General features: G+C 70.9%; 20 protein-coding genes. 3 read left to right on the top strand and 17 right to left on the bottom strand.

The genetic code is table 11. The features are described from left to right. Positions 1–90: 90 nt before the first annotated feature. From ruvX to ACIBTU_RS24640, 4 genes are read right to left on the bottom strand one after another with little or no spacing between them, the layout of a single operon-like run. Positions 91–555: a Holliday junction resolvase RuvX gene (gene ruvX / locus ACIBTU_RS24655; RefSeq protein WP_384623348.1), complete on the bottom strand. Its 465-nt coding sequence runs from the start codon at positions 553–555 to the stop codon at positions 91–93. Next, positions 555–3,227: an alanine--tRNA ligase gene (gene alaS / locus ACIBTU_RS24650; RefSeq protein WP_399128558.1), complete on the bottom strand. Its 2,673-nt coding sequence runs from the start codon at positions 3,225–3,227 to the stop codon at positions 555–557. Before alaS ends, ruvX begins: the two co-directional genes overlap by 1 nt. Then, positions 3,227–3,583, bottom strand: a complete 357-nt coding sequence (locus ACIBTU_RS24645) for a DUF6167 family protein (RefSeq protein ID WP_399128557.1) — start codon at positions 3,581–3,583, stop codon at positions 3,227–3,229. The genes alaS and ACIBTU_RS24645 overlap by 1 nt, the downstream gene beginning before the upstream one ends. A 7-nt stretch (positions 3,584–3,590) precedes the next feature. Next, on the bottom strand, positions 3,591–4,037 hold the full coding sequence (locus ACIBTU_RS24640; protein ID WP_399128556.1) for a DUF948 domain-containing protein: 447 nt from the start codon (positions 4,035–4,037) through the stop codon (positions 3,591–3,593). 215 nt (positions 4,038–4,252) lie between these two features. Between ACIBTU_RS24640 and ACIBTU_RS24635 the strand changes: the two genes are divergently transcribed. Beyond that, positions 4,253–6,472, top strand: a complete 2,220-nt coding sequence (locus ACIBTU_RS24635; RefSeq protein WP_399128555.1) for an ATP-binding protein — start codon at positions 4,253–4,255, stop codon at positions 6,470–6,472. Positions 6,473–6,526: 54 nt separating this feature from the next. On the opposite strand, the gene rpsD is transcribed toward ACIBTU_RS24635, so the two are convergent. From rpsD to ACIBTU_RS24610, 5 genes are all read right to left on the bottom strand, one after another. Then, entirely contained in the window at positions 6,527–7,141 is a 615-nt protein-coding gene (gene rpsD, locus ACIBTU_RS24630) for a 30S ribosomal protein S4 (RefSeq protein ID WP_399128554.1), read from the bottom strand. 425 nt (positions 7,142–7,566) lie between these two features. Beyond that, complete coding sequence (locus ACIBTU_RS24625; protein WP_399128553.1) at positions 7,567–8,922, bottom strand: replication-associated recombination protein A; 1,356 nt, start codon at positions 8,920–8,922, stop codon at positions 7,567–7,569. A gap of 57 nt (positions 8,923–8,979) precedes the next feature. Next, a complete protein-coding gene (locus ACIBTU_RS24620; protein WP_399128552.1) occupies positions 8,980–9,621 on the bottom strand; it encodes a vitamin K epoxide reductase family protein in 642 nt (213 codons plus the stop codon). 134 nt (positions 9,622–9,755) lie between these two features. After that, positions 9,756–11,018 carry a histidine--tRNA ligase gene (gene hisS, locus ACIBTU_RS24615; RefSeq protein ID WP_399128551.1) on the bottom strand — a complete coding sequence of 421 codons (1,263 nt, stop codon included), beginning with the start codon at positions 11,016–11,018 and terminating at the stop codon, positions 9,756–9,758. Between the two features lie 13 nt (positions 11,019–11,031). Beyond that, positions 11,032–11,742, bottom strand: coding sequence for an MBL fold metallo-hydrolase (locus tag ACIBTU_RS24610; RefSeq protein WP_399128549.1), 711 nt, complete (start codon positions 11,740–11,742; stop codon positions 11,032–11,034). A gap of 169 nt (positions 11,743–11,911) precedes the next feature. Here ACIBTU_RS24610 and ACIBTU_RS24605 point away from each other — a divergent pair, with 169 nt between their 5' ends. Both ACIBTU_RS24605 and ACIBTU_RS24600 read left to right on the top strand, forming a co-directional pair. Next, positions 11,912–12,769, top strand: a complete 858-nt coding sequence (locus ACIBTU_RS24605) for a peptidylprolyl isomerase (RefSeq protein ID WP_399128548.1) — start codon at positions 11,912–11,914, stop codon at positions 12,767–12,769. A 135-nt stretch (positions 12,770–12,904) separates the two neighbouring features. After that, on the top strand, positions 12,905–14,137 hold the full coding sequence (locus ACIBTU_RS24600; protein WP_399128547.1) for a DUF349 domain-containing protein: 1,233 nt from the start codon (positions 12,905–12,907) through the stop codon (positions 14,135–14,137). 269 nt (positions 14,138–14,406) lie between these two features. On the opposite strand, the gene ACIBTU_RS24595 is transcribed toward ACIBTU_RS24600, so the two are convergent. The 8 genes from ACIBTU_RS24595 to ruvC all read right to left on the bottom strand — a co-directional run bounded on the left by ACIBTU_RS24595 (position 14,407) and on the right by ruvC (position 23,856). Then, positions 14,407–16,932 carry a RelA/SpoT family protein gene (locus tag ACIBTU_RS24595; protein WP_399128546.1) on the bottom strand — a complete coding sequence of 842 codons (2,526 nt, stop codon included), beginning with the start codon at positions 16,930–16,932 and terminating at the stop codon, positions 14,407–14,409. A gap of 181 nt (positions 16,933–17,113) precedes the next feature. Beyond that, positions 17,114–17,653, bottom strand: coding sequence for an adenine phosphoribosyltransferase (locus ACIBTU_RS24590; protein ID WP_399128545.1), 540 nt, complete (start codon positions 17,651–17,653; stop codon positions 17,114–17,116). 169 nt (positions 17,654–17,822) lie between these two features. Next, positions 17,823–18,944, bottom strand: a complete 1,122-nt coding sequence (secF, locus tag ACIBTU_RS24585; protein WP_399128544.1) for a protein translocase subunit SecF — start codon at positions 18,942–18,944, stop codon at positions 17,823–17,825. Position 18,945: 1 nt separating this feature from the next. Further along, a complete protein-coding gene (secD, locus tag ACIBTU_RS24580) occupies positions 18,946–20,727 on the bottom strand; it encodes a protein translocase subunit SecD (RefSeq protein ID WP_399128668.1) in 1,782 nt (593 codons plus the stop codon). A 149-nt stretch (positions 20,728–20,876) separates the two neighbouring features. Further along, positions 20,877–21,371 (bottom strand): preprotein translocase subunit YajC, encoded by a 495-nt coding sequence (gene yajC, locus ACIBTU_RS24575; RefSeq protein WP_399128543.1) that lies wholly within the window; start codon positions 21,369–21,371, stop codon positions 20,877–20,879. A gap of 181 nt (positions 21,372–21,552) precedes the next feature. Continuing rightward, positions 21,553–22,629 carry a Holliday junction branch migration DNA helicase RuvB gene (ruvB, locus tag ACIBTU_RS24570; protein ID WP_399128541.1) on the bottom strand — a complete coding sequence of 359 codons (1,077 nt, stop codon included), beginning with the start codon at positions 22,627–22,629 and terminating at the stop codon, positions 21,553–21,555. 70 nt (positions 22,630–22,699) lie between these two features. Then, on the bottom strand, positions 22,700–23,311 hold the full coding sequence (gene ruvA / locus ACIBTU_RS24565) for a Holliday junction branch migration protein RuvA (RefSeq protein WP_399128540.1): 612 nt from the start codon (positions 23,309–23,311) through the stop codon (positions 22,700–22,702). Then, complete coding sequence (gene ruvC, locus ACIBTU_RS24560) at positions 23,308–23,856, bottom strand: crossover junction endodeoxyribonuclease RuvC (RefSeq protein WP_399128539.1); 549 nt, start codon at positions 23,854–23,856, stop codon at positions 23,308–23,310. The genes ruvA and ruvC overlap by 4 nt, the downstream gene beginning before the upstream one ends. Positions 23,857–24,046: the final 190 nt, after the last annotated feature.

Raw genomic sequence — 24,046 nt, 5'->3', positions numbered from 1 at the left:
GATCAGGCAGTGCGACCGTGTTCCGCCTCTTGATGCTGTGCGGCAGCTGTTCGAACGCCGCCGGTCGCGCGAGACGTTACCGTATCGCGATCAGATGACCACTTCGACGCCCTCGCCCGGAGCTTTACCCGACGCCCGTTCGGACTCCAGGGCCTGCTGCAGGATGATGACGGCGGCCGCCTGATCGATGACAGAGCGGCCCTTTTTGGACTTGACCCCGCTGGCCCGCAGGCCCTGACTGGCCGTCACTGTGGTCATCCTCTCGTCCACGAGCCGCACGGGGATCGGGGCGATCCCGCGCGCGAGCTCCTGGGCGAAGCCGCGGACCTTGACGGCCGCCGGGCCCTCGCCCCCCTTGAGGGAGCGAGGGAGGCCGACGACGACCTCGATCGGTTCGTACTCCTGAACGATCGCCTGGAGCCGCCGGTGGGCGGCCGGGACGTCGCGTCCCGGCACGGTCTCCACCGGCGTCGCCAGGATCCCGTCGGGGTCGCAGGACGCGACCCCGATCCGGGCGTCTCCGACGTCGATCGCCAGACGGCGGCCTCTGCGCATCAGTTCGCGGTCTCCCCGACGAGGCGCTCGACGGCGTCGATGGCGTCACCGATCGCGGCCGGGTTCTGGCCGCCGCCCTGGGCGACGTCCGGCTTGCCGCCGCCACCGCCACCGAGGGTCTTGGCGGCCGCGCGGACGAGGTCGCCGGCCTTGAGGCCGCGGTCACGGGCGGCGTCGTTGGTCGCGATGACCGTCAGCGGCTTGCCGCCCACCGTCGTGAACAGCGCGACGACCGCGGGGCGGCCGCCCTGGATGCGGCCGCGCACGTCGAGGACCAGCTTGCGCAGGTCGTCGGCGGTGGTGCCGTCCGGGACCTGGCCGGTGACCAGGGCGATGCCGCGGACGTCCTTGGCGGAGTCGGCGAGCCCGGCGGCGGCCTGGAGGACCTTCTCCGCGCGGAACTTCTCGATCTCCTTCTCGGCGTCCTTCAGCTTGCCGAGCATGGCCGAGATCTTCTCGGGCAGCTCCTCCGAGCGGCCCTTGACCAGCTCCTGGAGCTGGGCGACAACCGTGTGCTCCTTGGCGAGGAAGTTGTAAGCGTCGACGCCGACCAGGGCCTCGATGCGGCGCACGCCGGAGCCGATGGAGGACTCGCCGAGCAGCTTCACCAGGCCGAGCTGGGCCGTGTTGTGCACGTGGGTGCCGCCGCACAGCTCCTTGGAGAAGTCGCCGATGGTGACGACGCGGACGCGCTCGCCGTACTTCTCGCCGAACTCGGCGATGGCGCCCTGCTTCTTGGCGTCGTCGATCGACATGACCTCGGCCTGCACGTCGAGCTCGCGCGCGAGGACCTCGTTGATCTTCTGCTCGACGTCCGTCATCACGGCCGTGGGCACGGCGGACGGCGAACCGAAGTCGAAGCGGAAGCGGCCCGGCTGGTTCTCCGAACCGGCCTGGGCGGCCGTCGGGCCGAGCGCGTCGCGCAGCGCCTGGTGCGTCAGGTGCGTCGCGGAGTGGGCGCGGGCGATGGCGCGGCGGCGGGACACGTCGATGATCGCCTGGGCCGTGGCGCCGACGGTGACCTCGCCGACCTGGACGGTGCCCTTGTGGACGTAGACGCCCGGGACCGGCTTCTGGCAGTCGCGGATCTCGACGACCGCGCCGTTGTCCAGCTTGATGCGGCCGGTGTCGCCGATCTGGCCGCCGCCCTCGGCGTAGAAGGGGGTGCGGTCGAGGACGACCTCGACCTCGTCGCCCTCGGTGGCGGCCGGCGAGGAGACGCCGTTGACCAGCAGGCCGACGACGGTGGACTCGCCCTCGGTCGACCAGTAGCCGATGAAGTCGGTGGCACCGGCGGCGTCCGCGATCTCGCGGTAGGCGCCGACGTTGGCGTGACCGGTCTTCTTGGCCTGGGCGTCGGCCTTGGCGCGCTCCCGCTGCTCCTTCATCAGGCGGCGGAAGCCGTCCTCGTCCACGGACAGGCCCTGCTCGGCGGCCATCTCGAGGGTGAGGTCGATCGGGAAGCCCCAGGTGTCGTGGAGCAGGAACGCCTTGTCGCCCGCGAGGACGCTCTTGCCGGCGGCCTTGGTCTCCTCGACCGCGGTGTCCAGGATGTTCGTGCCGCCCTTGAGGGCCTTGAGGAACGCGGCCTCCTCGGCGAGGGCGACCGTCTCGATGCGCTTGCGGTCGGTGATGAGCTCCGGGTACTGCAGGCCCATCGTCTCGATCACGACGTCGACGAGGTCCTTGACGACCGGACCGGTGGCGCCCATGAGGCGCATGTTGCGGATGGCGCGGCGCATGATGCGGCGCAGGACGTAGCCACGCCCCTCGTTGCCGGGGGTGACGCCGTCGCCGATGAGCATGACGGACGTGCGCATGTGGTCGGCGACCACGCGCATCGAGACGTCGGTGCCGTGCTGGTCGCCGTACTGGACACCGGTGAGTTCGGTGGCCTTGTCCATGACGACACGGAGGGTGTCCGTCTCGTACATGTTCTGCACGCCCTGCAGGATCATCGCGAGGCGCTCGAGGCCGAGGCCCGTGTCGATGTTCTGCGACGGCAGGTCGCCGAGGATCTCGAAGTCCTCCTTGCCGATGCCGGCGCCGCGCTCGTACTGCATGAAGACCAGGTTCCAGATCTCCACGTACCGCTCGTCGTTGACGGCCGGGCCGCCCTCGACGCCGAAGTCGGGGCCGCGGTCGTAGTTGATCTCGGAACAGGGACCGCAGGGGCCCGGGACGCCCATGGACCAGAAGTTGTCCTTCTTGCCCAGGCGCTGGATGCGCTCCTTGGGTACGCCGACGACCTCGTGCCAGATGCGCTCGGCCTCGTCGTCGTCCAGGTAGACGGTGATCCAGAGCTTCTCGGGCTCCAGGCCGTAACCACCCTTGTCCTGGGGGCTGGTGAGCAGCTCCCAGGCGTACTTGATGGCGCCTTCCTTGAAGTAGTCGCCGAAGGAGAAGTTGCCGCACATCTGGAAGAACGTGCCGTGGCGGGTGGTCTTGCCGACCTCTTCGATGTCCGGCGTGCGCACGCACTTCTGGACGGAGGTGGCGCGCGGGGCGGGCGGCTTGACCTCGCCGAGGAAGTACGGCTTGAACGGGACCATGCCCGCGGGCACGAGCAGCAGAGTCGGGTCGTCCGCGATGAGCGACGCCGAGGGCACGACCTTGTGGCCACGCTCCTCGAAGAAGCTCAGCCAGCGACGGCGGATTTCAGCCGACTCCATCAGTGGTCCTCATTCCGGTTGTTGCTCGAGTACCTGGTGTTCTCGAGGTACTTGGGTTGCTTGGTGTGCGTACTGAAGGTGTTCTCGATGACGGCGAAGCCGCGCTGTGCGGGCAGTTCGCGGTCCACCGGGTCCTTGAGACCCAGCGCGTCACCCAGCTGTGCCTCGCGCTCGGCCATGTTGTCCCGGACGTCGAGGGCGAAGTCCTTGAGTCTGTGGCCCGCCTCGACCGCCTTGTTGGCGGCCTGGGCGGCGAGGCTCTCGGGGGTGAGCTGCTTCAGCTTGCGGTTGACCTTGGTGGTGGCCCACACGCCGGCGGCTGCGCCCGCGGTGAACCAGAACGTACGGCGGAACATCGCTCGGTCAGTCCCTCTTATTCCGGTCGGCCCGCCTGGCACGGCGCGAGGCCGGGACCGTGCGGCCCACGATCACGGTACGTCGGTCCTGCTTGGCGGGCACGTCCTTGCCCCGGCCGCCGATGGCCCGGCGCACGCCGTACCCGAAGGCGGCCACCTTGACCAGCGGGCCGCCGAAGGTGGAGGCCACGGTGGAGGAGAGCGCCGACGCGTTCGACGTGACCTCCTGGACGTCGGAGGCGATCGCGTCGACCCGGTCGATCTGGGTCTGCGCGGAGCGCACCGCGGCGGAGGCGTCGGCGAGCAGGGGTACGGCCTGCTCGGTCACGTCCGCGACCAGCTTGGTGGTCGCCTTGAGCGTCTGGGCCAGCCTCACGAGTGCCACCGCGAGGAAGGAGACCAGGATCGCCCAGAAGACAGCCACCAGGATCCCGGCCACCTCTCCACCGGACACCTGTCACCACTTTCTGAATCGACACTGCCTGAATCAGCACTGCCTGAATCGGCACTGCCTGATGCGCCATCGCTGAACCGCTGAACATCGAAAAGTCGTCCCCGAGCCTATCGCGCCCGGCCCCGCGCTCCGCACCCAGTTCCGCCTTCGCGCGGCCCCCTCTTCAGCTCGACCGATTGTACGGACCGCGCACGGATGAGTACGCTCCGTTCTCCATGCGACGCACTCCGCAGCCCGACGCCCCGTCGTCCGGTCCCCCGCGCCCCGGAAACCTCCCCCACGAACTGAACCGTTTCGTCGGTCGCGCCGCCGAGCTGTCCGCGCTGCTGCGCGATCTGGAGACGGCGCGACTGGTGACGGTGACCGGCGTCGGCGGCGTCGGCAAGTCCCGGTTCGCGGCGCACGCCGCGGCCCGTGCCCCCACACCGCTGCGCCGGGACGGGGTGTGGCGGGTGGAGCTGACGCCGGTGCGCGGCGGCGAGCTCGTCGAGCACGCGCTGGCCCAGGCGCTCGGCCTGACCGACCACACGACCCGCCCGCCGCGCCAGGTCCTGGTCGACCATCTCGCGGAGCGGCACCTGCTCCTCGTCCTGGACGGCTACGAGCATGTCGTGGACGCCTGCGCCTCCCTCGTACGCGATCTGCTGCGGGCCGCGCCGCATCTGCGGGTGATCGCGGTGGGCCGCAGGCCGCTGACGCTGGCCGGCGAGCGGCTGTTCCCGCTGGCCCCGCTCACGGCGCAGGACGCGGCGGAGCTGTTCGCGGACCGGGCGCGGGGGCTGCTGCCGGGGTTCGGCGCCGGGGCCGGGCCGGACGTCCTGGAGCTGTGCCGGCGCCTGGACTGTCTACCGCTGGCGGTGGAGCTGGCGGCGGGCCGGCTGCGGGCGCTGTCGCCGGCGCAGCTCCTGGAGCGGCTCGACGACCGGTTCCGGCTGCTGACCGGCGGCGGGCGGGACGCGCTGCCCCGCCATCAGACGCTGCGTACGACGATCGGCTGGAGCCATGAGCTGTGCACGGCGCCGGAGCGGCTGCTGTGGGCGCGGCTCTCGGTGTTCTCCGGCCCCTTCGACCTGGAGGCCGCCGAGTACGTGTGCGGCGGCGACGGGCTGCGCCACGACGAGATCCTCGACGTGCTCGACGCGCTGCTCGCCCAGTCCGTGGTGCTGCGCGAGGAGGGTCCCGGCGGGGTCCGCTACCGGCTGCTCGACACGGTGCGTGCGTACGGCGCCGAGTGGCTGGATTCGCTCGGTGACACCGGGCGGATGCGGCGCCGGCACCGGGACTGGTACCTGGGGCTCGCGACCTGGTGCGAGCTGGACTGGTTCTCGCCGCGGCAGAGCGAGGTCGCGGCGCGGATCGACGCGGAGCTGCCGAATCTGCGGGCCGCGCTGGAGTTCTGCCTCTCCGAGCCGGGCGAGGGGCATCTGGGCCGGTACCTGGCGGGCACCCTGTGGTTCTACTGGGCGGGCTGCGGGCGGCTCGCGGAGGGCCGGCACTGGCTGGACCGCAGCGTCGGGCCCGACGGCGACCCCGGCGAGGAGGACGCGGACCCCGACGAGTACCGGGACGCCCGGCTCAAGGCGCTGTGGGTGCTCGGGTACGTGGCCGTGCTCCAGGGCGACGTGGTGGCGGCGCTGGCCGCGCTCGAGGAGTGCCGTGAGGACGCCGAGTGCGCGGGCCACACGACGGCGCTCGCGTACGCCGTGCACCGGACGGGGTGCCTGGCCCTGGTCACCGACGACCTGCCGCGCGCGGAGCGGCTGCTGCGGGCCGCGCTGGAGCGGTACCGCGAGATCGGCGAGCTCAACAGCAACGTGCTGATGGGGCAGGTCGAGCTGGCGATGGCGGTGGCGTTCCAGGGGGATCTGCCGCAGGCCGTGGAGCTGTGCGAGGACGTGCGGGACATCTGCGCGGACCACGGGGAGCGCTGGACGCTGGCGTACGCGCTGTATGTCCTGGCGTTCGCGGCGTGGAACGCGGGCGATCTGCCGAAGGCGCGCGGGCTGCTGGTGGAGAGCCTGGTCATCGACCACGAGTTCCACGATCTGCTGGGCCTGGTGCTCACGGTGGAGCTGCTCGCCCTGGTCACGGTCGCGGAGGGCGACGCGGCCGAGGGGGCGGTGCTCCAGGGGGCGGCGGGGCGGATCTGGCCGTCGGTGGGGCTGCCGCTGTTCGGCTCCGCGCAGTTCAACGGGCCGCACGAGTGGTGCGCGGCGCGGGCGCGGGCGGCGCTGGGTGACGCGCGGTTCGACGAGCTGGCGCGTGCGGGCGAGCGGCTCGGCTCCGACGAGGTGGTGGCGCGGGTGCTGGCGCGGGGCGAGCGGCAGTGGACGACGGTGCCGGCGCCGCGTCACGCCCGCGACGCGGAGAACGGCCCCGGAACGCGCGAACCCGCCGCCTCCCCCACCGCGAACGGCGGGGAGACGACGGGCTGAAACGCAGGTGGTACTACGTCCGCTCTCCCGTGAAGGAGACTCCGGTGAGGGAGATCAGCGGGCGTAGTACTCGACGACGAGCTGCTCGTCGCAGATCACGGGGATCTCCTTGCGGTTCGGGTCACGGTCCAGGCGGAAGGCCAGGGCCTTCAGGTTCACCTGGAGGTAACGCGGGGTCTCGCCCTCGGGGGCGAAGCCACCCTCACGCGCGACCTCGAACAGCGGCTTCTTGCGGCTGCGCTCGCGGACCATCACGACGTCGTCGGGACGGACACGGAACGACGGCTTGTCGACCTTGCCACCGTTGACCTCGATGTGGCCGTGGACGACCATCTGACGGGCCTGGTAGATCGTGCGGGCGATGCCCGAACGGAGAACCAGGGCGTCCAGACGACGCTCGAGCTCGACGACGAGCGCCTCACCCGTCTTGCCCTCGACCTTCTTGGCGCGGTCGTAGGCGCGGGCGAGCTGCTTCTCGCTGATGTCGTACTGAGCGCGCAGGCGCTGCTTCTCCATCAGACGGACCTTGTAGTCCGAGTTCTGCTTGCGGCCGCGGCCGTGCTCGCCCGGCGGGTAGGGGCGGGCCTCGAAGTACTTGACGGCCTTCGGGGTCAGCGCGATGCCGAGGGCACGCGACTTCTTGACCTTGGGGCGGGACTGGTTCGCCATGAACCAAACACCTCGTGTCTCTGATGCGAATACGGCTTCACCAGGGTTTTGGGAGGTCGCATCCGCAGCCCGGGAAACCCACGGTGTCCCTGGGGACGAGTGGGCAGCCGCTCCCGGAGCTGGGCACGTACGTGCAGCACGCGAGTGGCCCACCGACCTGTTCCGGAGATCCGGGAGGTGGTGGGCTGCCCGCGACACCTTCGAAGGTGCGCGACGCTCCTGGATCCCCTGTGCCTCGCGGTTCGGGGGATCCGGCTGGATGTTCCGCTCTGGTGATGCCCCGTCTCCCTTTCGGGACACCGGGCACGGAACACAGCACTGCGCGGAAGTCTACCGGATCTCTCGGAGGCGGGACGACCGGGCCCCGCGTCCAGGCTCCACGCCCGGACTCCGCGCGCGCCTCAGGGTCCGCCTTCCGGGGCCTCTCAGCCCTTGGTGTCCCCGCGCAGCCGCTCTCGGACCCGCTCCACGACGTCCGCGTACCGCGCCTCCGCGCCGTACCGGGTCGGCTCGTAGTACCGCCGGCCCGCGATCGCGTCCGGCGCGTACTGCTGCGCCGCGATACCGCCGGGGACGTCGTGCGGGTACACATAGCCCTGCGCGTGGCCGAGCTTGGCGGCGCCCTTGTAGTGCCCGTCGCGCAGGTGGGGCGGGACGGGGCCGGCGAGGCCCTTGCGGACGTCCTCCATGGCGGCGCCGATCGCGGTCGTCGCCGCGTTGGACTTCGGGGCCAGGGCGAGGGCGATCGTGGCGTGGCTCAGGGTGAGGGCGGCCTCGGGGAAGCCGATCATGGCGACGGCCTGGGCGGCGGCGACCGCGGTGGGCAGGGCCGTCGGGTCGGCGAGGCCGATGTCCTCGCTGGCGGAGATCATCAGGCGGCGGGCGATGAAGCGGGGGTCCTCGCCGGCCTCGATCATGCGGGCCAGATAGTGCAGGGCCGCGTCCACGTCCGAGCCGCGGATGGACTTGATGAGGGCGCTGGCGACGTCGTAGTGCTGGTCGCCGTCGCGGTCGTACTTCACCGCCGCCCGGTTGACCGTCTCCTCGACGCTCTCCAGGGTGATGGTGTCCTCGCTCTTGGCGAGGGCGGCGCCGGCCGCGGCCTCCAGGGCGGTGAGCGCGCGCCGGGCGTCGCCGCCGGCCACCCGGAGCAGGTGCTCCTCGGCGTCGGCGGCCAGGGCGACCGCGCCGTCGAGCCCGCGCTCCTCGGTCAGGGCCCGCTCGAGCAGTCCCCGCAGGTCGTCGTCGGTGAGCGGCTCGAGGGTGAGCAGGAGCGAACGGGACAGGAGCGGGGAGATCACCGAGAAGTACGGGTTCTCGGTGGTGGCCGCGATCAGCGTCACCCAGCGGTTCTCCACCGCGGGGAGCAGGGAGTCCTGCTGGGCCTTGCTGAAGCGGTGGATCTCGTCGAGGAAGAGGACGGTGTCCTTGCCGTGGCCGCCCAGGGCGCGGCGGGCGCCCTCGATGACGGCCCGGACCTCCTTGACGCCGGCGGTGATCGCGGACAGCTCCACGAACCGCTTGTTCGTCGCCTTGGAGACCACGTAGGCCAGGGTCGTCTTGCCGATGCCGGGCGGACCCCAGAGGATCACGGACGAGGCGCCCGCGGGTCCGCCTCCGTCGCCGACGAGGCGGCGCAGCGGCGACCCCTGCTTCAACAGGTGCTGCTGGCCGACGACTTCGTCGAGGGTGCGCGGGCGCATCCGGACCGCCAGCGGACTCGCGGACGGGTCCTTCTCCTGGCGGTCTTCGGCTGCGGCGGTGAACAGGTCGGGCTCCACGACGAAAACCCTACGTCAGCCCACTGACAACGCCGTCGGCCCTGTCGGGGCGGGGGCTCAGGCCCAGAGCTTGTCGCCCCAGCGCGTGAAGATCAGCATGACGACGATGCCGATGTGCACGACCGGCAGGGCCCAGGTGAAGTCCTCGAAGAACGTCTTGAGCCAGCCGGGCGCGGGCAGGAAGCCGTTGCGCACGTTCGACGACGTGACGTACCAGAACATGAGGATCGTGGCGACCCAGGCCAGGCAGCACCACAGGCACAGCGCGTTGATCCGGTACAGGGACTCGAACTGCAGCCAGCTGACGAATCCGACACCGAACAGGCAGCCCGCGTTGAACGTCAGCCAGTACCAGCGCGGGAAGCGGGCGCGGGCCAGCAGGCTCATGCCGACGCAGATCACGACGGCGTAGGCGGCGAGTCCGAGCATCGGGTTCGGGAAGCCGAAGACCGAGGCCTGGTCGCTCTTCATGATGCTGCCGCAGGAGATGACCGGGTTGATCGAGCAGCCCGGCGTGAAGTTCGGGTCCTCGAGCAGCTTGAACTTGTCGAGGGTGATGATCCACGCGGCGAGCAGTCCCGCCGCTCCGGTGATCACCAGGAGCAGGCCGAATCCCCGGCTGCCGCCGACGGTCCTGGGCCTTCCTCCGTCCACGGTGTCGTCGGAGAGGCTGTCTCGTGCGGGGGTCGTCTGGCTCATCACGCCGATCCGTGGGTCAGAGGGCTTGCGGGCAGGGTCATTGTGCCGTACGCGCCTGTGAGTTCACCGTTCGTTGCGCACAAGCGGCGCCCCTGGAGGCCGCGCGCGCGGCGCGTGCCTCCAGGGGCGCGGAATCAGGCCAGCCGGGCGCGGAGCACGTCCACGATCTCGTCGGCGGCGACCGCGTCCTGCTCGCCGGACTCCATGTCCTTGAGCTGCACGACCCCCTCGGCGAGATCGCGCTCACCGGCGACGATCGTGAAGCGCGCCCCCGAGCGGTTCGCGTTCTTCATCGCGCCCTTGAGGCCCTTGCCGCCGAACGAGAAGTCCGCCGAGATCCCGGCGCGGCGCAGCTCGGTCACCTTGGAGAAGAGCACGCGCCGCGCCTCGTCGCCGAGCGGCACCGCGAACACGCTGGTGGTGGACGGGAGCTTCAGCTCGACGCCCTCCGCCTCCAGGGCGAGCACCGTGCGGTCGACGCCGAGCGCCCAGCCGACGGACGGCAGCGAGGGGCCGCCGATCATCTCGGAGAGCCCGTCGTAGCGGCCGCCGCCGCCCACCGCGGACTGCGAGCCGAGACCGTCGTGGACGAACTCGAAGGTCGTACGGGTGTAGTAGTCGAGCCCGCGGACCAGCTTGGCGTCGTCCTCGAAGGCGACGCCCTCGGCGACGAGCAGCTCGCGCACCTGCTCGTGGTACGCCTTGCAGGCGTCGCACAGGTAGTCGCGCAGCAGCGGCGCGTCCGTGAGCTGCTTCTGGACGTCGGGCCGCTTGTCGTCGAGGACGCGCAGCGGGTTGATCTCGGCGCGGCGCAGGGTGTCCTCGTCGAGGTCGAGGCCGCGCAGGAACGCCTGCAGCGCCTCCCGGTACACGGGGCGGCACTCCTTGTCGCCCAGCGAGTTCAGCAGGATGCGGAAGTTCTGGAGGCCCAGGGAGCGGTACGCCTGGTCGGCCAGGATGATCAGCTCGGCGTCGAGCGCCGGGTCCTCGGCGCCGATCGCCTCGGCGCCGACCTGCGAGAAGTGCCTGTAGCGGCCCTTCTGGGGGCGCTCGTAGCGGTAGTACGAGCCCGAGTACCAGAGCTTGACCGGGAGGTTGCCCGCCTTGTGGAGGTTGGCCTCCAGGGCGGCGCGCAGCACGGAGGCGGTGCCCTCGGGGCGCAGGGCGAGCCTGTCGCCGCCCTTGGTCTCGAAGGCGTACATCTCCTTGGTGACGATGTCGGTGGACTCGCCGACACCGCGCGCGAACAGCTCGACGTTCTCGAAGCCGGGGGTCTCGATGTAGCCGTAGCCGGAGTTGCGCAGCGGCGTGGAGATCGCCTCGCGCACCGCCAGGTAGGTGGCGGAGTCCGGGGGAAGCAGGTCGTACGTGCCCTTGGGGGCCTGGAAGGTACTCACGGGAGTCTTCTCGTCACATTCCTCGTCGGGGAGCCTCGGTGGAGGATCCCTGGCCGGCGGCCACCTGCCGCAGATACGGGTTGGTGGCGCGCTCCTGGCCGATGGTGGTCTGGGAGCCGTGCCCGGAGAGGACCACGGTCGAGTCGTCGAGCGGCAGGCACACACGGGCCAGCGATTCGAGCATGTCGTCCATGGAGCCACCGGGAAGGTCGGTGCGTCCGATGGAGCCGGCGAAGAGCAGATCGCCCGAGAAGAAGACGGACGGGATGTCCGTGGTCTCGGGCATCTGGAAGGCCACCGACCCCTTGGTATGGCCGGGCGCGTGGGCGACCGAGAAGTCGAGTCCGGCCAGCTTCAGCCGGGCGCCGTCGGTCAGCTCCCGCACGTCGCCGGGCTCCCCCACGGTCAGCTCGCCCATCAGCTGGGTGCCGATGGAGCGGCCGATGCCCTTCTCCGGGTCGCTCATCATGTAGCGGTCGGAGGGGTGGATCCACGCGGGCACGTCGTGCGCTCCGCACACGGGGACGACCGAGGCGACATGGTCGATGTGCCCGTGGGTGAGGATGACGGCGACCGGCTTGAGCCGGTGCTTCTTCAGCGCTTCCTCGACTCCCTCGGTGGCCTGGTGGCCCGGGTCGATGATCACGCACTCCTCACCCGCGGCGGGGGCAACCAGGTAACAGTTGGTGCCCCAGGCCCCGGCGGGGAACCCGGCAATCAGCACGATCGTCCTTCGTATGTCGTCGTCACAGCCGTCACGGTCGTCGCGACGGCGGAATGCGGCAGATCAGAGCCTACCGGCGCTGCCGTTTCCACAGCGAACCCATATACGGTACGGGGCACCAGCCGACGGCCCGAACCCAAGGTCACGAGACGTACGAGGAGAACACCCGGTGGTCAGCAAGGATCAGCGGCAGCGCCAGCTCGCCCGGGAGAAGTTCCTGCGCCAGCAGCAGCGGCGCGAGGCCGCCCGCCACAAGGCCCGCACCCGCAACATCGTGATCGCCTCCGTGCTCGCGGTCGCCGTCCTCGGCTCGGGCGCCGCGTACGCCGCCGGGGCGTTCGAGAGCGACGCCAAGAAGGACTCGGCGTCCGGCGCGGAGCCGAGCGCGAGCCCGTCGGCGTCGAAGGCCCCGGACCCGTGCGAGAAGCCGGCCGCGGGCAAGGCGAAGACGGCGACGTGGAAGAAGGAGCCGGCGCTCACCGTCGACCAGGCCGCGGACTACTCGATGAAGCTGGCGACCACCTGCGGCGACATCGACATCGCGCTGAAGACGAAGGCCGCCCCGCACACGGTGAACTCGTTCAAGTACCTGGCGGACAAGGGCTTCCTCGACCACACCAAGTGCCACCGTCTGACCACCGAGGGCATCTACGTCCTGCAGTGCGGCGACCCGACGGGCACCGGCCAGGGCGGCCCCGGGTACACGATCCCGGACGAGAACCTGAAGGACGCCTCGCTCAAGAAGGCGGAGAAGATGCAGGGTACGCAGCTGTACACGTACCCGGCGGGCACGGTCGCGATGGCGAACACGGGCCAGAAGCACTCCGGCGGCAGCCAGTTCTTCCTCGTCTACAAGGACAGCAAGCTTCCGGCCACCTACACCCCCTTCGGGACGATCTCCGACTCCGGGCTCAAGGTCCTGGACAAGATCGCGAAGGCCGGCGCCCAGCCCCAGGACCCGCAGACGGGCAACACGGCGCCGAACGCGACGGTGGTGATCGACAAGGGGACGGTCACCAAGTCCTGACCTGCCGACCGACAAATTTCGGTCGCGCGGGATGCGGACAGCCGCCCCGCCGGTCGCCTATGTTGGCCGTGACGAAACTGTGGACGATGCCCGGGGGCCGACGAGCCCCCGCAGGCATCATGTGGAGGAGGCGCTGTGAGCAGCGACCCGTGGGGCCGCGTCGACGAGACGGGGACCGTGTACGTGCGTTCGGCCGACGGCAGTGAGCGAGTGGTCGGTTCGTGGCAGGCAGGATCCCCTGACGAGGCCCTGGCCTACTTCAAGCGCAAGTACGACGGTCTGGTCGTCGAGATCGGGCTCCTCGAGCGCCGGGTGCAGACGACGGATCTGTCGGCCAAGGACGCGACGACGGCGATCGAGCACCTGCGGGACCAAGTCACGGAGGCGCACGCCATCGGTGACCTCGACGCGCTCGGCAAGCGGCTCGACAAGCTGGTGGAGAGCGTCGAGTCGCAGCGCGAGAAGCGCAAGGTGCAGAAGGCCAAGCAGTCCGACGAGGCCCGGCACGCCAAGGAGGCGCTGGTCACCGAGGCGGAGGAGCTGGCGCAGTCCGAGCAGTGGCGGGCCGCCGGTGAGCGGCTGCGGGCCCTGGTGGACACGTGGAAGGGGCTGCCGCGGCTCGACCGGAAGACGGACGACGAGCTGTGGCACCGCTTCTCGCACGCGCGCTCGGCGTTCTCGAAGCGCCGCAAGGGGCACTTCGCGTCGCTCGACGCGCAGCGCGAGGAGGCCCGCAAGGCGAAGGAGCAGCTGGTCGCCGAGGCCGAGGCGCTGTCGAACTCGACGGACTGGGGTGCCACGGCGGCCCGTTACCGCGAGCTGATGGCGGACTGGAAGGCGGCGGGCCGGGCGCAGCGCGAGCACGAGGACGATCTGTGGAACCGCTTCCGCGGGGCCCAGGACGTGTTCTTCGCGGCGCGCAGCTCGGTGTTCGCCGAGCGGGACGCCGAGCAGGGCGAGAACCTGAAGCTGAAGGAGGAGCTGGCCGGTGAGGCCGAGAAGCTGCTCCCGATCCAGGACCTGAAGGCGGCCCGGGCCGGCTTCCGCTCGATCAACGAGCGCTGGGAGGCCATCGGCCACGTGCCGCGGGACGCCCGGCCGAAGGTCGAGGGCCGGATGCAGGCCGTGGAGCGTGCGATCCAGGAGGCCGAGGAGACCGAGTGGCGTCGTACGAACCCGGAGGCGCGGGCGCGTGCCGCGGGTCTCACGGGGCAGCTGCAGTCCGCGGTCGACAAGCTCAAGGGGCAGGTGGAGCAGGCGCGTTCGCAGGGCAACAACGCGAAGGCGGACAAGCTGCAGCGTGAGCTGGACGGGCGGCAGGCGCTGCTCGACTCGGCGCTCAAGGGTCTCGAGGAGTTCGGCGGCTGACGCTCCGCTGAGCTGGACATGAGCGGGCCCGGGCTTCACAGCCCGGGCCCGCTTCTTTTGCGCCTTCACGCCCTACTCTGTCCGCCGCCGGGCGGCCGCGCCCCGGTGGGGCTTCTCGCGCAGTTCCCCGCGCCCCTCACAGGGCCCCGCCGTGGCTGCCCGGCCTCGTCACCGACTCCCGCGCCGTCGTGGCTGAGCGCGCAGTTCCCCGCGCCCCTGACGGGGCGCATCTGCCCCGGCGCCTGTTCGGGGCCCTCCCGGCCCCGAAGCTACGGGCGCCGGGCCGAGGTGACGCGGTAGACGTCGTAGACGCCCTCTACGCCTCGTACCGCCTTCAGGACGTGGCCCAGGTGCTTCGGGTCGCCCATCTCGAAGGTGAAGCGGGAGGTGGCGACGCGGTCGCGGGAGGTCTGGACGGCCGCGGACAGGATGTTGACGTGCTGGTCCGAGAGGACACGGGTGACGTCCGACAGGAGGCGGGAGCGGTCCAGGGCTTCCACCTGGATGGCGACCAGGAAGACCGAGGACTGGGTGGGCGCCCACTCGACCTCGAGGATCCGCTCGGGCTCACGGGACAGCGAGTCCACGTTGACGCAGTCGCTGCGGTGGACGGAGACCCCGCTGCCGCGCGTGACGAAGCCGATGATCGGGTCGCCGGGCACGGGCGTGCAGCACCGCGCCAGCTTGACCCAGACGTCGTCGACGCCCTTGACCACGACGCCGGGATCCGCGTTGGACCGCCGCTTGGAGCGGCCCCGCGACGGCGGCGCGCTCTCGGCGATGTCCTCGTTGGCCGCTTCCTCGCCGCCGAGGGCCTGCACGAGCTTCTGGACGACGCTCTGCGCGGTGACATGGCCTTCGCCGATCGCCGCGTACAGGGACGAGATGTCGGGGTAGCGCATCTCGTGCGCGAGGGTGACCAGGGAGTCGCCGGTGAGGATGCGCTGGATCGGCAGGTTCTGCTTGCGCATGGCCCGCGCGATGGCGTCCTTGCCCTGCTCGATGGCCTCCTCGCGGCGCTCCTTGGAGAACCAGGCGCGGATCTTGTTGCGCGCCCGCGGCGACTTGACGAAGCCGAGCCAGTCCCGCGAGGGTCCCGCGCCGGACGCCTTCGAGGTGAAGACCTCGACCAGGTCACCGTTGTCCAGGGTCGATTCGAGCGGCACGAGCCGCCCGTTGACCCGCGCTCCTATGGTCCGGTGGCCGACCTCCGTGTGGACCGCGTACGCGAAGTCCACCGGGGTGGCCCCGGCCGGCAGCGCTATGACGTCGCCCTTGGGGGTGAAGACGAACACCTCGTTGCGCGACAGGTCGAAGCGCAGGGACTCCAGGAACTCCCCCGGGTCCTCCGTCTCCTTCTGCCAGTCGAGCAGCTGGCGCAGCCACGCCATGTCGTTGAGGTGGTCGTCCTTGCCGGTGGTCCTGGGCGCGTCCGAGCGCACCTTGGAGGTGCCGGCGACGGCCTCCTGCTTGTACTTCCAGTGCGCGGCGATGCCGTACTCGGCGCGGCGGTGCATGTCGAAGGTCCGGATCTGGAGCTCGACGGGCTTGCCGTTGGGCCCGATGACCGTCGTGTGCAGCGACTGGTACATGTTGAACTTGGGCATCGCGATGTAGTCCTTGAACCGCCCCGGAACCGGGTTCCAGCGGGCGTGGACGGTGCCCAGTGCCGCGTAGCAGTCGCGGACGGTGTCGACGAGGACGCGGATGCCCACCAGGTCGTAGATCTCGGCGAAGTCGCGGCCTCGCACGATCATCTTCTGGTAGACGCTGTAGTAGTGCTTCGGGCGTCCGGTGACGGTGGCCTTGATGCGGGCCGCGCGCAGGTCGGACTGCACCTCGTCGGTCACTATGGCCAGGTACTCGTCGCGCTTGGGCGCGCGCTCGGCCACGAGCCGCACGATCTCGTCGTACATCTTGGGGTAGAGGATCGCGAAGGCGAGGTCCTCCAGCTCCCACTTGATGGTGTTCATGCCCAGGCGGTGCGCCAGCGGAGCGTAGATCTCCAGCGTCTCGCGGGCCTTCTTCTCCTGCTTCTCGCGCTTGAGGTACCGCATCGTGCGCATGTTGTGCAGGCGGTCGGCGAGCTTGATGACGAGGACGCGGGGGTCCTTCGCCATGGCGACGACCATCTTGCGGACGGTCTCCGCCTGCGCGGCCTCGCCGAACTTGACCTTGTCGAGCTTGGTGACGCCGTCGACGAGCAGGGCGACCTGGTCGCCGAAGTCCCGCTTGAGGGTGTCCAGGCCGTACTCGGTGTCCTCCACGGTGTCGTGCAGGAGCCCGGCCATGAGCGTGGCCGGGTCCATGCCCAGCTCGGCCAGGATCGTCGTGACGGCGAGCGGGTGCGTGATGTACGGGTCGCCGCTCTTGCGCTTCTGCCCGCGGTGCCAGCGCTCGGCGACCTGGTAGGCCCGCTCGATCTGGCGCAGGGTGGACGTCTCGATCTTCGGGTCGTTGCTGCGCACGATCCGCAGCAGCGGCTCGAGGACCGGGTTATACGGGTTGGAGCGCTGGACGCCGAGACGGGCGAGGCGGGCGCGGACCCGGTTGGAGGAGCCGGAGCGCGCCGGCGGGTTCGCGGCGGGCCGGATCGCGGGCGGGTTCGCCGCGGGGCGTGGCTTGTCGGCCGGGGGCTGCGCGCGGGGCTGCTCCGCCGCGGGCTTGCCGCCGGGCGGTGCGGGCTTGGCGCTCGTCGCGGGCCGGTCGTTCTTCGCGGGCGCGCCGGAAGCGGCCGCCGGGGCTGCCTGCTGGTCGGCCTTGGCGGCGGTGAGTGGCTTGGCCTCGTCTGGCAACGGCGCTCCTCGTGCGCGACGGGTCCCCCGTACAGGTCCCGGGGAGCCCATGGTATCGATCCTGCGGCCACCGAACGTATTCGGCCGGTGGGACAGTTTCGTACCCACAGAACGCGGCGGGCGGGCGCCTGATTCCTCAGGGCCCGCCCGTGCGGCTGTGACCTGCTGTTTCCGAGCTGTCTCAGACGACGAGCAGGGCGTCGAGCGGGGCGCCCTCGAGGGCCGGCTCCAGTCGCTCGCGGCCGGGCAGGAAGCCCAGCTCCATGAGGACCGAGACGCCCGCGACCTCGGCGCCCGCGCGGCGCACCAGGTGGACGGCGGCCTCGGCGGTGCCGCCGGTGGCCAGCACGTCGTCGACGATCATGACGCGGTCCTCGGCGGTCAGGTCCTCGGCGTGCACCTCGATCTCGGCGGAGCCGTACTCGAGGTCGTAGGCCTGCGCGAGGGTGGCCCCGGGGAGCTTGCCCGCCTTGCGTACGGGGATGAAGCCGAGGCCGGCGCGGACGGCGACGGGGGCGCCGAGGATGAAGCCGCGGGCCTCCAGGCCGACGACCTTGGTGGCGCCGGCGGCGATGCAGCGCTCGGCGAGGGTGTCGGTCAGGGCCGTGAAGGCCGCCGGGTCGGCGAGCAGCGGGGTGATGTCCTTGAAGAGGACCCCGGGCTCCGGGTAGTCCTGCACATCACGGATGCGGCTGAGGAGCAGCTCCTTGATGTCGGTCATTTCTGCACCTCAGCGTGTGGGTGATGGGCGTTCTACGGGTCTTCTGCGCGTGTTCCACGGGGGCGCTCGCGCGATCGACAACCCTAGCAGTCGGGTGGGCGGGAACGACGCGGGCGCCAGGAGCCTCGTCGGCTCCTGGCGCCCGTGTGCGCTGCGGTGGACCGCCGGGTCAGCGGCGCTTGCCCGAGGGACGGCCTCGGCCGCGGCCGCGGGACGTCGGCTGGTTGCGCGGACCGGCGCCCGCGGGAGCCGCGTCCTCCGGCTCGTCGGCGAACTCGCCCTCGGCCTGGTGGCCGACGACGGCGCCGCTGTCGGCCTGGGCCGACGCGGCGGCCCGCTTGGCGAGGACCCGCTTCTTGAGGGCCTTCATCTTCGGCTCGCGTTCCTTGAGGTCGGCGACCAGCGGGGTGGCGATGAAGATCGACGAGTACGCACCGGCGGCCAGACCCACGAAGAGCGACAGCGAGATGTCGTTCAGCATGCCGGCGCCGAGGAAGCCGCCGCCGATGAACAGCAGACCGGCGACCGGGAGCAGCGCCACGACCGTGGTGTTGATCGAGCGGACCAGCGTGCCGTTGATCGAGCGGTTGGCGATGTCGCTGTAGGTCCAGCGGGTCTGCTTCTCGATGCCCTTCGTCTGCTCCTTGAGGGAGTCGAAGACGACGACCGTGTCGTAGAGCGAGTAACCGAGGATCGTGAGCAGACCGATCACCGTGCCCGGGGTGACCTCGAAGCCCACCAGGGCGTAGATGCCCACGGTGATGGTGATGTCGTGGACGAGGGCGACGAGCGCGGCCAGCGCCATCCGCCATTCGAAGGCGATCGCCAGATAGATCACGACGAGGACCATGAAGATGGCCAGGCCCTGCCATGCCTTGTTGGCGATCGTCTCGCCCCAGCTGGGACCGACCAGATCCGCGTTGATCTTGTCCGCGGGGATGTTCATGTCCTTGGACAGTTCGGCCGCGACCTGGTCGGACTTGGCGGTGTCCACGCCGGCGACCTGGATGCGCAGGCCGCCGTTGCCCAGCTCCTGCACGATCGCGTCGTGCCCGGAGGCCTTCTCCGCGTACTCCTCCGCCTTGGCGGCGGAGACGGACGTCTTCGGGGTGGTGAAGACGGCGCCGCCCTCGAACTCGATGCCCATGTTCAGGCCGCGCACCACGAGGCCGACGATGGCCGTGATGGTGATCAGGATCGAGACGCCGTACCAGAGCTTGCGCTTGCCGATGAAGTCGTAGCCGACCTCACCGTTGTACAGCTTGGCGCCGAGAGTGCCGAGCTTCGACATCTCACGCCTCCTTCGGGTCGACAGGGCGGGCGGCGCGGCGCGTGCGGCGCAGCGGGGGCTGGACGCCGAGGCGCTTGGGATCGAGGCCGGACCACTTGTGTCCGCCGGAGAAGAACTTCCCGCGGGCCAGGATCGTCATGAGCGGCTTCGTGAAGAGGAAGACCACGACGACGTCGAGCAGGGTGGTCAGACCCAGCGTGAACGCGAAGCCCTGGACCTTGCCGACGGTCACGATGTAGAGCACCGCGGCGGCGAGGAAGGACACGAAGTCGGAGACGAGGATGGTGCGCCGGGCGCGCGGCCAAGCCCGCTCCACGGCGGGCCGCACCGTGCGGCCCTCGCGGATCTCGTCCCGGATCCGTTCGAAGAACACGATGAACGAGTCGGCGGTGATACCGATGGCGACGATCGCACCGCAGACCGCCGGCAGGTTCAGCGCGAAGCCGATGGCCGGGCCGAGCAGCGTCATCAGCGTGTACGTGAGGAGCGCGGAGGTCAGCAGCGAGGCGAGCGCGACGAGCGACAGGCCCCGGTAGTAGACGACCAGGTAGATCACGACCAGGGCGAGGCCGATGGCGCCGGCGATCAGACCGGCGTGCAGCTGCTCGCCGCCGAGCGCGGCGGTCACCGAGGTGACGCTCTGCTCGTGGAAGGTGAGCGGCAGGGCGCCGTAGGACAGCACGTTGGCCAGGTCCTGGGCGGACTGCTGGGTGAAGTTGCCGGAGATCTCGGCGTTCGAGCTGAGCGTCGTGCGGACGCTGGGCGCGGAGACCACGTCGCCGTCGAGGACGATGGCGAACTGGTTCATCGGGGACTGCTGCGCCGACAGCTTGCTGGTGATCGCCGCGAACTTCTTCGAGCCGGAGCCCGTGAACTCCATGTTGACGACCCACTGGGCCGACTGCTGGTTGATGACGGCCTGGGACTTCTTGACGTCCTTGCCGTTCACCTCGGACGGGCCGAGGACGTACTTCGACCACTGGCCGGGGTTGTCCTCGCCGCAGGCGATGATCGTGTCGGAGGGCTTGGCGCCCTCGTTGACCGTCGTGCGGGCGGCCTTGTCGGTGCAGTCCAGCTCGGTGAACTTCTTCTGCAGCGCGGCGGTGGCCTTGTCCGGCTTCGGGGAAGCGGCGGGCTTGTCGCTCGCCTTGGCGGAGGGCTTGTCGCTCGCGCCGGCGCTCGGCGTCGCGTCGGCCTTCAGGCCGTCGGTGACGGCGCGGCCCTGCGAGGTGGCGGAGGGCGTCGCGGACGCGGATCCTCCGTCGGTCGCCTTCTCCTCGGCCTTGTCGGTGGCCTTGTCGGTCGGCTTGCCGGTCGCCTTGTCGCCGGAGGAGGCGCTCGGGGACGGGCTCGCGGAGTTGTCCGCCGCGGGAGCTCCTGCGGCCACCGTCAGGACGGGGCGGAAGTAGAGCTGCGCGGTCGTACCGACCTGCTCGCGCGCCTGCTTCTGGTTCGTGCCCCGCGGGATGTTGACGATGATGTTGTCGTTGCCCTGCGTCTGGACCTCGGCCTCGGAGACACCCATGCCGTTGACGCGGCGGTTGATGATGTCCGCCGCGGTGTCCATGTTGGTCTTGTTGATCGCGTTGGGCTTGCCCGGCTCGTTCTTGGCCTGCAGCGTGATGCTGGTGCCGCCCGCGAGGTCGATGCCGAGGCGGGGCGTGAACGTACCGGAGATGAACATCCCACCGACGAGCGCGACCATGACGATCACGATCAGGCTCAGGGCGCGGCCCGGCTTGCTCTGCGCCCCCGCCCCTCGGCTCTTTTTAGGTGTGGCCACCTTCTCGTACTCCCTCTCCATCCGTCCGGCATCGGGATGCGTGTCCCGGACTGCCCGGACGGCCACGAAATGGTCGAGAATCCGCGCGGATCACGCACGAACCAGGACCGTGGGGCACGCGGTGGCGGGCCCCACGGAGGTGGTCGTGGCTACTTCGCGTCGGACTCGCCGTCGGTCTTCTTCGGCTCGGCGTCGGCGTCGTCGGCCTTGGGGGCCTCGTCGGCCTTCTCGGCCTCGACGGGCTCGTCCTTCTTGCCGAGGTCGATGCGCGAGTCGTCGGCGGCGGCGGTCTCGTCGGTCTCGGTGAGGGAGGACGCGTCGTCCGGCACGACGGCGTCGTCGGTCAGCTCGGTGTCGGCCTCGACGCCGTGCACGATGCGGTTGTACTCCTCGTCGGAGAGCACGGCACCGATCGCGTTCTTCGCGAACATGAGGTGGACGCCCGGGCCGGCGTCGAGGAGGACCGTGTCCTCGTTGACCTCCTTGACCGTGGCGTACATGCCCCCGATCGTGCGGACGCCGGAACCGGGCTGCATGTCGTTGCGCATGGTGGCTGCCTGCGCCTGCTTCTTCTTGGCAGACCGGGTCATCAGGAACATGGCCCCGATGAGCACAACGAACGGGAGGAGGGCTGCGAGACTCACGGGTGGGAACTTCCTTCAGGCGACCGCGCCGGGGTGCGGCCTTGTCGGTTTCGGGGGTCGGCCGTCGTCCGGAACCAGCGAAACCAGAAGGACGACGTCGGCGGAGTCTAAGCGAGTCCGCCATCTGGGAACAACGCTCAGCATCCCACCGGGGTTCCTGGCCCGGCGAGTACCCGCGCCGTCACGCCCCGAACAGGTCTCCTTGTCCGCTTGCACCCGATCTTGCCTGCGGCGGGGTGAGTCCGAGGTGCGCCCAGGCGGCCGGGGTCGCGACGCGTCCGCGCGGTGTCCGGGCCAGCAGCCCCTCCCGGACGAGGAACGGCTCGGCGACCTCCTCCACCGTCTCGCGCTCCTCCCCCACGGCGACGGCGAGCGTCGACAGGCCGACGGGCCCGCCGCCGAACAGCTTGAGCAGCGCCTCCAGGACGGCCCGGTCGAGCCGGTCGAGGCCGCGCCCGTCCACCTCGTACACCCCGAGCGCGGCGGCGGCGATGTCCTGGGTGATGTGGCCGTCGGCCTTGACCTGCGCGTAGTCGCGGACGCGGCGCAGCAGCCGGTTGGCGATACGGGGCGTGCCGCGGGAGCGGCCGGCGATCTCGGCGGCGCCGTGCGGGTCGATCTCCACGTCCAGCAGGTTCGCCGAGCGGTGGATGACGCGCTCCAGCTCGGTGGGCTCGTAGAACTCCATGTGCGCGGTGAAGCCGAAGCGGTCGCGCAGCGGGGGCGGCAGCAGGCCCGCGCGGGTGGTGGCGCCGACCAGGGTGAACGGGGGCAGTTCGAGGGGGATGGCGGTGGCTCCGGGGCCCTTGCCGACGATGACGTCGACGCGGAAGTCCTCCATCGCCATGTAGAGCATCTCCTCGGCGGGCCGCGACATGCGGTGGATCTCGTCGAGGAAGAGGACCTCGCCCTCCTGGAGGGAGGAGAGGATCGCGGCGAGGTCGCCGGCGTGCTGGATGGCGGGGCCCGAGGTGATGCGGATCGGGGCGCCCATCTCGGCGGCGATGATCATGGAGAGGGTGGTCTTGCCGAGGCCGGGGGCGCCGGAGAGCAGGACGTGGTCGGCGGTGGCGCCGCGCGCTCGGGCGGCGCGCAGTACGAGGTCGAGCTGCTCCCTGACCTTCTCCTGGCCGATGAACTCGCCCAGGTCCTTGGGGCGCAGGGCCGCCTCGACGGCCTGGTCCTCGCCGTCGGCGGCCGCACCGACGAGCCGGTCGGCCTGCGGCTCGGCGGCGTCGGTCGTCTCGTCCCAGTTCATGTTCTGTGCCTCGCGTTACGGGATCGGGGGCGGGCGGCGTCTTCTCGGGGAGTCTTTCGGGCTGCGGTGCTCAGCGCGTGCGATTGAGCGTCTGCAGCGCGGCCTTCAGGAGCCGGCCCACCTGCGGGGTGCCCTCGGCGGCCTCGGCCTGCGGGGCGACGGCGGCGACCGCCTCGTCGGCCTCTCTGGTCGCGTAGCCGAGCCCGATGAGCGCGGCGTGCAGCTGCTCGCTCCAGCCGCCGGCGACGGCGGTGCCGATCGCGGGACGCGCGGTGCCCAGGGGCGCGCCGAGCCGGTCCTTCAGCTCCAGGAGGAGCTTCTGGGCGCCCTTCTTGCCGATGCCGGGGACGGCCGTGAGTGCCTTCTCGTCGCCGGTGGAGACGGCGCGGCGCAGGTCGTCGGGGGTGTGCACGGCGAGCATGGCCTGGGCGAGGCGGGGGCCGACGCCGCTGGCGGTCTGGAGCAGCTCGAAGGTCTGCCGCTCGTCGTCGTCCGCGAAGCCGTACAGGGTGAGCGAGTCCTCCCGTACGACGAGGGAGGTGGCGAGCTTGGTCTGCTGCCCGATCCGGAGGCCGGACAGGGTGTTCGGCGTGCACTGGACGGCCATGCCGATCCCGCCGACCTCGACCACCGCGGCGTCGGGGGCGAGCGCGGCGACGGGGCCGCTCACGAAGGCGATCATGCGGTACGGCCTTTCGATGCGTGTGACGTGTTCGCTGCGTGCAGCGCCACGGCTTGCTGGAGTCTGTTCTGCGCGGGGGCGCGCCAGATGTGGCAGATGGCGAGGGCGAGCGCGTCGGCGGCGTCGGCCGGCTTGGGCGGTGCGTCGAGCCGGAGCAGCCGGGTCACCATGGCGCCGACCTGGGCCTTGTCGGCGCGGCCGCTGCCGGTGACGGCGGCCTTGACCTCGCTGGGGGTGTGGAGGGCGACGGGGATGCCGCGGCGCGAGGCGCACAGCATGGCGACGGCGCTGGCCTGCGCGGTGCCCATCACCGTGCGCACGTTGTGCTGGCTGAACACGCGCTCGACGGCGACGAACTCGGGCCGGTGCTCGTCGAGCCACTGCTCGATGCCCTGCTCGATGGCGACGAGGCGCAGGCCCAGCTCGGCGTCCGGCGGGGTCCGCACGACGCCGACGCCGCGCATGGTCAGCGGCCGGCCGGCGACCCCCTCGACCACGCCGACCCCGCACCGGGTGAGACCCGGGTCCACGCCCAGTACACGCACGCCACGCCCCCACTTTCGATCGCCTGTTTGCGCAGGCTATCGGGTGCCACTGACAAAGCGGCGGGGGGGGGGGGGGGGGGGGGGGGGGGGGGGCGGCCGGCCCCGGGGGGGGCCGGGGGGGGCGGCCCCCGCCCCCGGCGCCGACTGCGGCAAGAGCACAAGAAAGGACAAAGGAAGACACAGGCACGCC

Origin of the sequence: Streptomyces sp. NPDC050145 (genome assembly GCF_044460245.1) — a bacterium.
Classification (GTDB): Bacteria; Actinomycetota; Actinomycetes; order Streptomycetales; family Streptomycetaceae; genus Streptomyces.
The sequence above is the reverse complement of the archived record's forward strand: the minus strand, read 5'-3'. Positions and strand labels throughout refer to the sequence as shown.